15 protein-coding genes are annotated in these 10942 nt (G+C 61.5%); 5 read left to right on the plus strand and 10 right to left on the minus strand.

Features of this window, described 5'->3' with window-relative positions; translation table 11 throughout:
* Positions 1-108 precede the first annotated feature (108 nt).
* Positions 109-414, minus strand: coding sequence for a DUF4282 domain-containing protein (locus tag HNQ36_RS21955; protein WP_046827522.1), 306 nt, complete (start codon positions 412-414; stop codon positions 109-111).
* 220 nt (positions 415-634) lie between these two features.
* On the opposite strand from HNQ36_RS21955, the gene HNQ36_RS21960 reads away from it, so the two are divergent.
* Together HNQ36_RS21960 and HNQ36_RS21965 are read left to right on the plus strand one after the other, a co-directional pair.
* Positions 635-1093 (plus strand): MaoC family dehydratase, encoded by a 459-nt coding sequence (locus HNQ36_RS21960; RefSeq protein WP_184089163.1) that lies wholly within the window; start codon positions 635-637, stop codon positions 1091-1093.
* Between the two features lie 9 nt (positions 1094-1102).
* Positions 1103-1582, plus strand: coding sequence for a MaoC family dehydratase (locus HNQ36_RS21965; RefSeq protein WP_046827521.1), 480 nt, complete (start codon positions 1103-1105; stop codon positions 1580-1582).
* 140 nt (positions 1583-1722) lie between these two features.
* On the opposite strand, the gene HNQ36_RS21970 is transcribed toward HNQ36_RS21965, so the two are convergent.
* The 4 genes from HNQ36_RS21970 to HNQ36_RS21985 all read right to left on the minus strand — a co-directional run bounded on the left by HNQ36_RS21970 (position 1723) and on the right by HNQ36_RS21985 (position 4358).
* Positions 1723-2142 carry a hypothetical protein gene (locus tag HNQ36_RS21970; protein WP_184088823.1) on the minus strand — a complete coding sequence of 140 codons (420 nt, stop codon included), beginning with the start codon at positions 2140-2142 and terminating at the stop codon, positions 1723-1725.
* Positions 2143-2316: 174 nt separating this feature from the next.
* Positions 2317-3207 (minus strand): hypothetical protein, encoded by an 891-nt coding sequence (locus tag HNQ36_RS21975; protein WP_184088826.1) that lies wholly within the window; start codon positions 3205-3207, stop codon positions 2317-2319.
* A gap of 236 nt (positions 3208-3443) precedes the next feature.
* Positions 3444-3875 carry a nuclear transport factor 2 family protein gene (locus tag HNQ36_RS21980; RefSeq protein WP_046827519.1) on the minus strand — a complete coding sequence of 144 codons (432 nt, stop codon included), beginning with the start codon at positions 3873-3875 and terminating at the stop codon, positions 3444-3446.
* 237 nt (positions 3876-4112) lie between these two features.
* Positions 4113-4358 carry a hypothetical protein gene (locus tag HNQ36_RS21985; protein ID WP_184088829.1) on the minus strand — a complete coding sequence of 82 codons (246 nt, stop codon included), beginning with the start codon at positions 4356-4358 and terminating at the stop codon, positions 4113-4115.
* A 155-nt stretch (positions 4359-4513) separates the two neighbouring features.
* Between HNQ36_RS21985 and HNQ36_RS21990 the strand changes: the two genes are divergently transcribed.
* The gene (locus HNQ36_RS21990) at positions 4514-5803 is read left to right on the plus strand and encodes a serine hydrolase domain-containing protein (RefSeq protein WP_184088832.1); all 1290 of its coding nucleotides are present in this window, start codon (positions 4514-4516) and stop codon (positions 5801-5803) included.
* A gap of 19 nt (positions 5804-5822) precedes the next feature.
* On the opposite strand, the gene HNQ36_RS21995 is transcribed toward HNQ36_RS21990, so the two are convergent.
* A complete protein-coding gene (locus tag HNQ36_RS21995) occupies positions 5823-6278 on the minus strand; it encodes a nuclear transport factor 2 family protein (RefSeq protein WP_184088835.1) in 456 nt (151 codons plus the stop codon).
* A gap of 151 nt (positions 6279-6429) precedes the next feature.
* The gene (locus tag HNQ36_RS22000; protein WP_184088838.1) at positions 6430-7110 is read right to left on the minus strand and encodes a hypothetical protein; all 681 of its coding nucleotides are present in this window, start codon (positions 7108-7110) and stop codon (positions 6430-6432) included.
* 118 nt (positions 7111-7228) lie between these two features.
* On the opposite strand from HNQ36_RS22000, the gene HNQ36_RS22005 reads away from it, so the two are divergent.
* Both HNQ36_RS22005 and HNQ36_RS22010 read left to right on the plus strand, forming a co-directional pair.
* Positions 7229-7408 carry a hypothetical protein gene (locus HNQ36_RS22005; protein ID WP_184088841.1) on the plus strand — a complete coding sequence of 60 codons (180 nt, stop codon included), beginning with the start codon at positions 7229-7231 and terminating at the stop codon, positions 7406-7408.
* A 237-nt stretch (positions 7409-7645) separates the two neighbouring features.
* Complete coding sequence (locus tag HNQ36_RS22010) at positions 7646-8617, plus strand: ATP-dependent 6-phosphofructokinase (protein ID WP_184088857.1); 972 nt, start codon at positions 7646-7648, stop codon at positions 8615-8617.
* Between the two features lie 42 nt (positions 8618-8659).
* Here HNQ36_RS22010 and HNQ36_RS22015 read toward each other — a convergent pair whose 3' ends face one another.
* From HNQ36_RS22015 to HNQ36_RS22025, 3 genes are all read right to left on the minus strand, one after another.
* On the minus strand, positions 8660-9049 hold the full coding sequence (locus tag HNQ36_RS22015; RefSeq protein WP_246395489.1) for a tRNA-binding protein: 390 nt from the start codon (positions 9047-9049) through the stop codon (positions 8660-8662).
* 354 nt (positions 9050-9403) lie between these two features.
* On the minus strand, positions 9404-9769 hold the full coding sequence (locus HNQ36_RS22020; RefSeq protein ID WP_184088860.1) for a hypothetical protein: 366 nt from the start codon (positions 9767-9769) through the stop codon (positions 9404-9406).
* 110 nt (positions 9770-9879) lie between these two features.
* Positions 9880-10860, minus strand: a complete 981-nt coding sequence (locus HNQ36_RS22025; protein ID WP_184088863.1) for an LLM class flavin-dependent oxidoreductase — start codon at positions 10858-10860, stop codon at positions 9880-9882.
* Positions 10861-10942 lie beyond the last annotated feature (82 nt).

The raw sequence follows: 10942 nt of genomic DNA on the forward strand, positions 1-10942 counted from the left end.
CCTGAGGTGCGAGCTCTTGCGAGCCTCGAAGGATGACGATTTCAGGTTATGGCCGTCGCCCTTCGAGGCCTCGCTTCGCTCGGCTCCTCAGGGTGACGGCGTGAATCCCTAAACCTGCCCCTCACGGTCGCGGCCCTGATCGCGGATCGCGCCGAGATGTTCGTTGATCCGGAACACGATCAGGATCAACTCCGCGCTGATGCGCGAGAGAATGATTCCGACGACGATCCCTGCGAGCGCGGCCAGCAGCAGGACGAAGCCGCCGAACGGGCTGATCGCCATCATGGTCAGCGCGGAGAACACGCCTGAGATGCCGAACAGGATCACCAGTGCGATGACCAGCCAGTAGAACGCCTTGATGATGGCGGGCGTGATGAACCTGTCCCACTGGAAGAGATCCTGAAACTGAAACATGGGTTTGTCTCCAGATAAACCGCAAAGATGGATGACGGCAGGCGAACGGGCTGCCCGGAGCCGTCAGGCGATTGAGCGAATCAGCGGCCGACTGAATCGCTCCGGATGGTAAGGGTTGTCGCATATCGCCGAAAAGGACGGAAGGCGACGGCGAAACGCCTCACTTGAGGTGTCTGCAAATAACGGCCAAACTGCGCCTATCCACAACGTGATTGAAATGATGAAACTCGCATTCGAAGACTTTAAGCCCGGTCACCTCGGCACGTTCGGCCCGCATCATGTGTCCCGCGAAGATATTATTGAATTCGCCACCGAGTTCGATCCGCAGCCGATGCACCTCGACGAGGAGGCGGCCAGCCGCACCATTTTGAAAGGTCTGTCGGGCTCGGGCTGGCACATGTGCGCCCTCTGGATGCGCATGGCGTGGGACGGTTTCATCAGCGGCATCGCTTCGATGGGCGCGCCGGGGGTCGAGGAAGTCAGGTGGGTTTCGCCGCTACGGCCGGGAGACGATCTCATGCTGGATGTCGAGGTGCTCGACACGCGTGAATCGAAGAGCATGCCGGACATCGGATTTGTCCATCTCAAGCAAGAGATGCGAAACGCATCCGGGCAAGTCCTCATGTTCAGCACGATTAAGATCATGGTCCTGCGGCGACATGCCGTGGAAGCGATGTAAGGTTCCGCAATGCCGTATTTCGACGACATCAAGATCGGCGATCGCCGCGAACTGGGATCATTCACGTTTACGCCGGAGAACATCAAGGCTTTCGCCACGAAGTTCGATCCACAGCCGTTCCATCTCGATGAGGAAGCGGGCCGCAAGTCGGTGTTCGGCGGTCTCGCCGCGTCGGGATGGCACGTCGCTGCGGTCTATATGAAGCTGACGGTCGCGAGCTTTCAGCGCGAGGCGGCAGCGTTGATCGCGCGCGGCGAGAAGCCGGTGGCGTCAGGTCCGTCGCCGGGGTTTCGCGAACTGAAGTGGATCAAGCCGGTGCTCGCCGGCGACACGCTGACCTACGCGTCGGAGGTGACCTCGATGCGGCCGCTGGAATCGCGTCCGCAATTCGGTTTCGTCGGATTCTACAATACAGGCGTCAATCAGCGCGGCGAACTGGCGTTCTCGTTCATGGGTTCGGTGTTCGCGCCGAGGCGGCCCGCTGCCTGAACCTCGCAGCCATGCGATAAGAAAAAGCGCCGCCCGCTCGTGTCATGGAGAGGGCGGCGACAAGTCTCAGGGAGATTGCTTGTTTCAGAAGGCGTGATCCCGAGAGATCATGCCCGAACAAAACAGAGTTCGGTCCTTATTCAGTCCTGGCGTGGTTCGGGAGCGGTGCGCTTCCACTGCGCCAGATTGTCGGCGATCATGCGGGTCGATTTCATCGCGGTCTGGCCGAGCTGGGCATAACCGGCCAGTTCGCGCTGAATGCGCTGGCCTTCGTTGTGCATCAGCGTGCGCAGTCCTTCGAGCTCCGTGATCAGGTTTTCGATTTCCCCGAGCGATGCGCCTGCGACGCGATGGATCAGCGTGTTGACGCTGCTGACCGCGGCTTCGGCGGACGTGTCTGCCGGTGCGTCGGCGGCTGGTGTTGCTGCTGTCGGGTTGCGGCGAAGATAGGCGACGTCCTTGCGGACGAAATCGCGAATTCCGGCTTCGACATCGCTGACGGCGGCGAGGTTCTTGTCCTCATCACTGATTTCGGACTTTTCTGCCTGAATGGCGTTCATCGGCTGTTCCTTGTTTCGCAGGTTGAGCGAGCGCGGAGGTCCCCCGCACGACGAATAGAGGTACATCAGTCCAGCCGATCGTGACCGAAACGCGGCAGGGATGCGGCGAAGACCGATTCATACAGTGGACAAACCGGGAAAGGCCGGGATGGTAGCCATCCGGTTAAGCGGAACCTACCAGCGGGTCTTGAAGCCCGCGCTCAGGCTGCGATTGGCGAACCCTTCGGGCGTCTCGCTGACCGATCCCGTGACAGTGACGCCGCCGAACAGTTTCTGTTCAGCGCCGATCCGGCGCAGCCACTTGTCGTCGGCGGTCGAATGGGTCTGGCCTGCGATGAAGCTGGTGCCGGTTTCAACGATGCCAAGCCGGGCGGACTGATCGACTTCATATATACGCGACGACGCGCCGAGACCGAACACCGGCACCAGCGTCTGCTGCGTGACGTTGTAGCCGTTCTGAAGCGTAAGCGAGTATCGATCGCCGCCGAACGGCAGCGATTTGCTGAGTGACGTTGCGAGCTTGCTCTGTTCCTGCGCGGGATCGGTGCGCGCCTCGATGGCGGTCTTGTCCCAGATCGAGCCGAGGCCGGGCGCGGTCATCGCCGCCCATGCGCTGCCCGACGATTGCGAAATCTGATTGTTGTGCGCGATTTTTTCCGCGAGGACTTCCGACGAGGTCAACGGCATCTGCGTCGTGACGTTCAGGTCGGCACCGACGCGGGTGTCCCAGAATGGCGTAATCGGTTGCTTGATCGTGACCGCGGACGATCCGTCCTCTTTGTCGTTGCGGCTCCATGACCAGGGGTCGCTCAATGCAGCAGCCGTCTTGCGATCGATCTTTGACGGCTGGGCGTAAACCGACGTGGGATCGGTGTTGAGGATGCTCCAGTCGATGTCCGCTGGTTCGATAAATTCCGGCGTCGCGGTCTCGGTGGCTTCAACCGCTTCAGGTGCAGCGCCGTCTTCCGCTCGCGCGACATCGGCAACACAAAGGCCGCAGGCGAACGCCAGCGCGATCGTCGTCAAGCATCGTGATGGCGAGGAGAGCGGCATTCGCGGCGTCATTGCATTGCGTCCGGCATTTTCGCGGGTCGTTATGGCTGATCGGGAGCCATCAAGTCATCAGGCAGGTTAATATCGTCTTTCGACGCCATCGTCGCCAGCCGCAGCGACGGTGTCTCAATTGTGTTTGTCGCAATTGTGACTCGGCGGGTTCAGGTGAATGAACCTTATGTGATGCTGCACAAAAAACGGCCCCGCATCGGGGCCGCTTGCGTTTGCTGAAGGGTGCCGGAATTTGATTACGCGATTTTCGGCAGATGAATCTGACGGCCCAGCGCCTGCTCGACCAGATCGAACGTGTCGATGATGGCGCGAAGGTTGGTCAGTCGGCCGGCCTTGAACGTCGCGAAGATGGCGATCCGGACGCTGATCGGATTGCCCGAGGCCGCCGGCGTTAGCGAATAACGCATCAGCGACGCTGCCGAATCCTCGCCCAGCATGATCGATTCCCGGTCGAAACGATGAAGGCTGACGATGTCGGAGATTTCGCGAACGACATCGATCACGGCGCGCTTGCCGTGGCGGGGGCCGAGAAAGGCGAACATGTCGATCGGCCCGTAGATCGCCCAATCGACGTTCTCGTCGAGGATCGATTCGAGGTGATCGGTCTGACGCTCGTTCAGCGCACGATGAAACGCGCGAGAAAAACGCCAGAGGCTGTGCTCTGTCATTTTGAGGTCCTGAAATGTCACTTAACCAAGCAGCAAACGGCCCATGTGCGTCGCCGATGACGCCGGGCCAGGATGCTGGAATTCCAATTGATGACATCGGAAGTATCAAATTTAGCCCGGATGACAATGTATGATATTGCATTGCACAAATGTGCGAAACGCGGGTTGGGCGCTCAAAATTCAATCAGAACGTGCGCCGGCACAAAACGGCAGCAGCTCTGAAGGGCTGAAAACGCGTCACGCATCACTTTCCATGCGGATACGCGCGCGTGCGGCAGTGTAAGCGGCCCAGATGGCGCCGATCAGCCCGCCGAGAACGGCGCCGACGGGCGCGAAGGTAAAGAACACCAGCATTGCGCTGTAGCCTTCGAAATCCGTGGTCTGAAAAATGCTGACCCAAGCGATTCCCGCCAGGATGCTCAGCGCGACTCCCAGAACGAGGCCGACGACGGTCCCCAGAGCTGCCAAAACGATTGTTTTCATCATGTCCCTCGTGATCCGGGGTTGCGTCCCGGACACCGGTTCGTCGGGCGGCAAGGGCGACAGGTTCATGGCCGGGGGCGGCTTGAACGCGATACGGTCCCGCGCCATCCTCGCGGGCATAGGGTGACCAAGCGCTTTTCAGGAACGAATTGCCGATGACATGTTCATCCGCTCTCAATCGGCTGCGCGCGGCGGCATGTGTCTGCGTCCTGCTTGTCGCCGGAGCGGCGAAGGCGGAGGTGTCCGGCGCACCCGCTGCAAAGGCGTGCGGGCCGTCGTTCTCCCATTCAGGACCGGATGCGGAGGCCTATGGCGCGGGCCGGAATTACCCGCTCGGCACCATCGCCGACCGGCGGCGTCAGGACTACATGGTCGCGACGTTCAGCAATTTCGACAAGCTGCTGCCTGCTCACGCCGTGGCGCCGCCGGCTGCGCCATCATCGCTGGCGCGCGATTGCGACCGTGCCGCCTGGCACTATGACTTCGACGGCGAGCGCCGCACCATCGACCAGTATCTGGCGCGGCATCCCGCGACGGGACTGCTGATCGCGCGGGACCAGACCATCCTGTTCGAGCGCTACCAGTATGGACGCCGCGACACCGATCGTCTGCTCTCTAATTCGATGGTGAAAACCATGGTCGCGATGCTGGTCGGCATCGCCATCAAGGAGGGCAAGATCCGCTCGATCGAGGATCTGGCGCAGGACTATGTGCCCGAGATGAAGGGCAGTACCTATGGCCAGACGTCGCTGCGCGCGCTGCTCACCATGAGCGCGGGCGTCGAATTTTCCGAACGATACGACGGCACCGACGACGCCACGAAGTTAGCCCTCGATCTGCGCCGCTCCGATTTACCGAGCGCAGCCATCCTCCTGCGGCGCTACAACAACCGGCCGGTGCCGCCTGAAACGAAATTCGCCTACACCGGATCGCAGACCGAAACCCTCGGGCTGGTGCTGATGGCCGCGACCGGCAAGCGCCTGTCCGACTATCTGTCCGAGAAAATCTGGAAGCCGATGGGCGCGGAGGACGAAGCAAGCTGGACTGTCGATGGCCACAACCAGGAACTGGCCTATTGCTGTCTCGCTGCACGGCTGCGGGATTATGCGCGCTTCGGCCTTCTGCTCGCGCGCGACGGCGGCGGAATCATTCCGGAAGCATGGGTGATCGAGGCGACCACCGCGCCCGAAGGATCATTTCGCTCGCCGCGCGTGGCGACGCAGTTCTACGGCTACGGCTACCAGACCTGGATCATGCCCGCGAAGCGCCGCATGTTCGCGATGCTCGGGATCAACGGGCAGGCCATCTTTGTCGACCCCGCCTCGAAGCTGGTGCTGGTGCATACCGCTGTGCGCTTGAAGCCGAACAGGGATCCCGCGGCGCGCGAACTGACCGCGCTGTGGTTCGGGCTGGTGCGTGAGCTCGGTGTATCGGCGGCGCGTTAGTTCTGGCGGACCATCATGGCTACTGCCCCATCGCGTTTTTCAGGCGGGCCGCGAATTCGCCGGTCAGATCGCGCCCGAGCAATTGCTGCACCAGATCGAAGGTATCGAACAGCGAGCGGTGCTCCAGGATGCGGCCGTTACGCAGGGTGAAAAATTCCCCGACATTCAGCGTGATGACGCGTTGGTCGCTGCGCTTGGTCAGGGTCGCCTGTACGAATGTCGCGGCCTGCGTTTCATCCGCGACCACAAAATCAATCGTGTGACGCCGGTCGGAATAGCGCTCCTGCTGGATCTGGATCGCCTGCGCGATCCACGCCTTGCTCTGCTGGAGGCCGAGATGCGGAAAGATTTCAACGGGAGCATAGGTGACTGAAACAAATGCATCGTCGCAGCACTGCTCCATGCGCGCGACGTCACCGGAATAATAGGATTCGATAAAAGTCCGCACACATTTTTCGGACTGTTGATTGTTCATTGCGTCGTCTCCCCCAGTTGGCGGTTCCGTAGGTGGGAACCGATTGAGGATCAAGCCGCATGCGGTGCGAGGTTTAACGAAGTCTATCCAATGTGTCGATGATTGTTCATGCATGTCCCAACGACGGAGAGCGACAGCGGCGACGAAAAATTCACCGGTAGTTAATGCTCCATTGCACGATTTGCGGACGCACGCGGCGCAACACCAGATTCGTCGACGCGATCAGCACGTCGCCCGTCACCGATGCGAAGCGGGGCGGTAACGGATTAGCGATGCCGGGTTCGAACCGGATTTTCAGGGTGCAGTCACCCGGCAGATCGACGAACGGACTGTTCAGCTTCGAGGCCTCGCCGCCGCCGACGCCACCGAAGCCGGTGACGCTGAAGCCGCCGCCGTTGAGCTTTTCGAGATCCTTCAGCGTCAGGCCGTTGCGCACGCTGCCGGGGCCGGTCCAGGTGGAAGGCGCCTCGACGGTGATGGACAACGGCTTGGAGCGGGCCTTGTTATCCTTCCAGAAGACAACGAGGCGCCGGGTCGGGTCGCCGTCGAAAAGCACGGTGGCCTTGGTCAGCACGTTGTTGGTCACGTCGACGTCCTTGAAGGCGACATTCTTGACGCCGAACGCAGCCGCCAGCTTGTCGTGCGTGGTGTCTTTCGCAAACGGCCCTTCGCAGGCCAGCGACGGAGCCTTCGGCGCGTCCTTCAGATTGTTGAGCGAGGTATCCTGCGCCATCGGCTCGGCCGGCTTGGCGGCCTTCTTCGCCGCGTCAGCACCGGAGCACGCGAAAGCGCAGATCAGCAGAGCGCCGGACAGGGATCGCATACGGGTCATTCTTTGGTCCGTGAGGTATCGCCTGAACTTATGAGGTCATCCTACTACATTATACCGCAAGGTTGCGAGGAACGGTTGCCTGCAAGGCGCATTGTCTCCTCGTACACAGGAGGACTGCATGACCAAACCGATCCCGCCTGTCCCGGAAGACAACCGCAGCGACAAGGGCCCCGGCAGCGCGCCGAAGGTGACGACCGACAACACCAAGGGGCATCGTGACGACGAAAAGCAGAACATCGATGAGCAGGGCGACCACGGAAACATGAAGCAGAACACCAGCAACCGCAGGTCCGGTTGACGGGAAGCTGTCATGACCGGCTCTTGTCAGTGCCCGTCCGCATGGACGGCAAGCGAACGGCATCATAAAGTTCTAGTGATCCGGTTCTGACATTCGTACTACTTCTCAGCTTACACCTTTTGCGAATGTCAGAACCAAAGGATCACTAGAATCATGTTTGGCGAGTGTCCTTCGTATCCGACGTTCGCCCCGGGAGGCGCTGCAGAGTGAAGCGAACGTCGGATACGGGACACTAGCATGAAAGCCATTGCGATCCTGACCAGCGGCGGCGACGCCCCCGGAATGAACGCCGCCATCCGTGCGGTCACGCGCAGCGCGCTCAATCGCGATATCGCGGTGTTCGGCGTGCGCGAAGGCTGGCAGGGGCTGATCGATGACCGGATGACCCGGCTCAATGCGCGCGACGTCGGCGGCATTATCCAGATCGGCGGGACGTTCCTCGGCAGCGCGCGCTCGAAGGAATTTCGCGAGGAAAGCGGCCGCTCGAAGGCGCTGCGCAATCTGGCGGCGCGCGGCATCGACGCGCTGGTGGTGATCGGCGGCAACGGATCGCAGACCGGCTCCGCCGCGCTGCATGGTCTGGGCTTTCCCGTCGTCGGCGTCGCTTCGACCATCGACAACGATCTCTACGGCACCGACGTCACCATCGGCTGCGATACCGCCATCAACGTGACGCTGGAGGCCATCGACAATCTGCGCACCACGGGCTCGTCCCACACGCGTGCGTTTCTGGTCGAGACCATGGGACGCAATTGCGGCTATCTCGCCATGATGGCGGGCCTTGCCGGCGGCGCGGAGGTCATTTCAACGCCCGAGCTGGAAGTGTCCGCTTTTGAAATCGCCGAGCGGCTGCGCGCGGCCTATGACCGCGGCAAGACCCATGCGATCGTGGTGATCGCCGAGGGCGTCACGGAGAACGCCGCGCGTATCCTCGCTCACTTCGAGAAAGATCGAGGCATGGTGGGGTTCGAACTGCGCGCCACCGTGCTCGGTCACGTGGTGCGCGGTGCGCCGCCCACGGCTTTTGATCGGCTGCTCGCGACACGGCTTGGTGTGGCCGCGCTCACGTCGCTGGCGGAGGGTGTGTCGGGGGTTCTGGTCGGTGAGCAGCGCGGCGAAATTACCCGCACGCCGCTGGCCGAGATCGCGGGCCGCACCAAGCCGATTTCCACCAGCCTCATCGACCTCGCCCGCGTCCTGGCGCAGTAAGCGAGCGCCGCGCGCGTCATTGCGGCGTGCATAATCCGCGTGTCAGTAAACTTTCGCGCCGGGCGCGACGAGATCGTGGCCCGCGTCATCCTTGCGCGGCGACAGCAGGATGACTTTTCCATCGGCGTCCGGTGCGCCGAGGATCAGCACTTCGGACATGAAGCCCGCGATGTTGCGTGGCGAAAAATTGCAGACGCAGACCACCAGCGAGCCGACAAGCTGCTCGGCCGCGTAGTTACTGATCTGCGCGCTCGACCATTTCTCGCCGAGGTCGCCGAGATCGACCCGCACCTTCCACGACGGATTGCGGGCCTTCGGAAACGGCTGAACTTCAAGAACGCGTCCGACGCGGAGGTCGATCTTGGCGAAGTCGTCGTAGGTGATGGGGGAGGAGGTCACATTCATCGATTGCGTTCGTGCACTGGCGGACATGATGCGTCTACATCTTCAACGGGGCAGAAGGAACAGCACTGCCTCGCTACAACATCTGGTTGTCTAGATGAGCGGATTCATACGAGCAAGGTCGCACCTGCCTGTTCGCGACGTCATCGATGTTCGGGATGGACAGGATTTCTTCCGGTGCTAGTATATTTTCAGCTCCCGACGGGACGAAGGACTGCTGTCCTTACGCAGCGACAGCATGATCACTTCAACGACGTCCAGTCCGGCGCACCGAGGTTTCTCGGAGAGCCCGCGATGACGCGGTGCGAATTGAAGACGTAAATCAAGAACGTGGCGACAAACGTCGGCGGCGTAATTTGTGATGTGTGCTTGCGCCTGCGACAATCAGCCCTTGGCTTTCCTGGCCGACTTCTTAGCCACCTTCTTGGAGGTTTTCTTCGCGGTCTTTTTCGCCGGTTTGGCGGATGCAACTGCCTTCTTCGCGGCGGCCGTATCGATCGCCTGCCGGACCGACCGCGCGTAGCTGTAGGCGGCGTTGTCGGCGGACATCTGCAGCCGCTTCACGGTGGCGGTGCCGATTCCAAGAATGTCTTTCGCAAGCTGCCGCTGGCGCTGCTTGGTCTCGGCATCCTTCGCCTTGGCGGCGAGGGCGATGGTGCGGTCCCGCCGCTTCTTCACGGCAGATGTCAGAGCCTTGTTCTGCTGTTTTGCAAGCTGCCGGATGAGCGCATCGAGATCGGCGTCGGCCATTTAGTCCCCCAAAAGTGAAGTGCAATCCGAGAAGACCTAGCAGGTGAGACGGGGGAGTTGCAAATCGTGCAGACATGCCCTGCCTTCTTCGGCGTTAAGCGCCCATGACGTCAAAGCGCGGCGCTGGCAATCATCTCAAATGATTTCAGGCGCGTCGGATGGTCATAAATGTCGGAGACCACGATCAGTTCGTCGGCAGCGGTTTCCTTCACCAGCGCATCAATCCCGATGCGGACAGTCGCAGGCGATCCGACGATGGAGCGCGCCAGCATGCGCATGGCCTGCGCCTTTTCGGATGGCGACCAATAGGTATCGATATTGTCGATGGGCGGCTGGCTGAGGCCGCGCGCGCCCCGGAACATGTTGGTGAAGGACATCTGCTGCGTCGTGGCCAGCCGCCGCGCCTCGGCGTCGCTCTCGGCAGCGATGACGTTGACCCCGACCATGGCATAAGGCTTGTCGAGTTGTTCGGACGGCTTGAATCGGCTGCGGTAGATTTCCAACGCCGGGAGCAGTTCGGCGGGTGCGAAATGCGATGCGAACGCATAAGGCAGACCCAGTTCAGCCGCGAGCATCGCGCCGAAATGGCTAGATCCGAGAATCCAAAGCGGTACATTCGTGCCTGCTGCGGGCACCGCCTGGATGCGTTGGTTCGCCCCGGCGGGTGCAAGGAAAGCCTGCACCTCCAGCACGTCTTGCGGAAAATTGTCGGCGGCTTCGGGCGAGCGCCGTAACGCGCGCAGCGTGAGCTGATCGGTGCCCGGAGCGCGGCCCAGTCCAAGATCGATGCGGCCGGGGAATAGCCGTTCCAGCGTTCCGAACTGTTCGGCGATGACGTAGGGCGCATGGTTCGGCAGCATGATGCCGCCGGCGCCGACACGGATGGTCTTTGTCCCGGCGGCGATATGCGCCAGCACTAGCGAGGTTGCGGCGCTCGCAATTCCCGCCATGTTGTGATGCTCGGCCACCCAGATGCGGCGATAGCCCCAGCCTTCGGCGTGAGACGCAAGATCGCGTGCGTTGTCGAGCGCGCCGCGCGCGTCGGTTTCTTCCGTGACGCGCACAAGGTCGAGGATGGACAGGGGTGTCATGGGGACTCTCGGATTGGAAGCGGGCCGTCGGGATGATGCGCCGGATCGGCACTCAGCGAGATAGGCAGGCGGGAATATTGTG

Origin of the sequence: Afipia massiliensis (genome assembly GCF_014203115.1) — a bacterium.
GTDB lineage: Bacteria > Pseudomonadota > Alphaproteobacteria > Rhizobiales > Xanthobacteraceae > Afipia > Afipia massiliensis.

Excerpts from the sequence above, each read along its gene's own strand:
- HNQ36_RS22000 (WP_184088838.1), bottom strand. The coding sequence starts at position 7,110 with ATGACCCGTATGCGATCCCTGTCCGGCGCTCTGCTGATCTGCGCTTTC.
- HNQ36_RS22025 (WP_184088863.1), bottom strand. The coding sequence starts at position 10,860 with ATGACACCCCTGTCCATCCTCGACCTTGTGCGCGTCACGGAAGAAACC.
- HNQ36_RS22015 (WP_246395489.1), bottom strand. The coding sequence starts at position 9,049 with ATGTCCGCCAGTGCACGAACGCAATCGATGAATGTGACCTCCTCCCCC.
- HNQ36_RS21975 (WP_184088826.1), bottom strand. The coding sequence starts at position 3,207 with ATGACGCCGCGAATGCCGCTCTCCTCGCCATCACGATGCTTGACGACG.
- HNQ36_RS22010 (WP_184088857.1), top strand. The coding sequence starts at position 7,646 with ATGAAAGCCATTGCGATCCTGACCAGCGGCGGCGACGCCCCCGGAATG.
- HNQ36_RS21965 (WP_046827521.1), top strand. The coding sequence starts at position 1,103 with ATGCCGTATTTCGACGACATCAAGATCGGCGATCGCCGCGAACTGGGA.
- HNQ36_RS21970 (WP_184088823.1), bottom strand. The coding sequence starts at position 2,142 with ATGAACGCCATTCAGGCAGAAAAGTCCGAAATCAGTGATGAGGACAAG.
- HNQ36_RS21990 (WP_184088832.1), top strand. The coding sequence starts at position 4,514 with ATGACATGTTCATCCGCTCTCAATCGGCTGCGCGCGGCGGCATGTGTC.
- HNQ36_RS21955 (WP_046827522.1), bottom strand. The coding sequence starts at position 414 with ATGTTTCAGTTTCAGGATCTCTTCCAGTGGGACAGGTTCATCACGCCC.
- HNQ36_RS22005 (WP_184088841.1), top strand. The coding sequence starts at position 7,229 with ATGACCAAACCGATCCCGCCTGTCCCGGAAGACAACCGCAGCGACAAG.
- HNQ36_RS21995 (WP_184088835.1), bottom strand. The coding sequence starts at position 6,278 with ATGAACAATCAACAGTCCGAAAAATGTGTGCGGACTTTTATCGAATCC.
- HNQ36_RS21960 (WP_184089163.1), top strand. The coding sequence starts at position 635 with ATGAAACTCGCATTCGAAGACTTTAAGCCCGGTCACCTCGGCACGTTC.
- HNQ36_RS22020 (WP_184088860.1), bottom strand. The coding sequence starts at position 9,769 with ATGGCCGACGCCGATCTCGATGCGCTCATCCGGCAGCTTGCAAAACAG.
- HNQ36_RS21985 (WP_184088829.1), bottom strand. The coding sequence starts at position 4,358 with ATGAAAACAATCGTTTTGGCAGCTCTGGGGACCGTCGTCGGCCTCGTT.
- HNQ36_RS21980 (WP_046827519.1), bottom strand. The coding sequence starts at position 3,875 with ATGACAGAGCACAGCCTCTGGCGTTTTTCTCGCGCGTTTCATCGTGCG.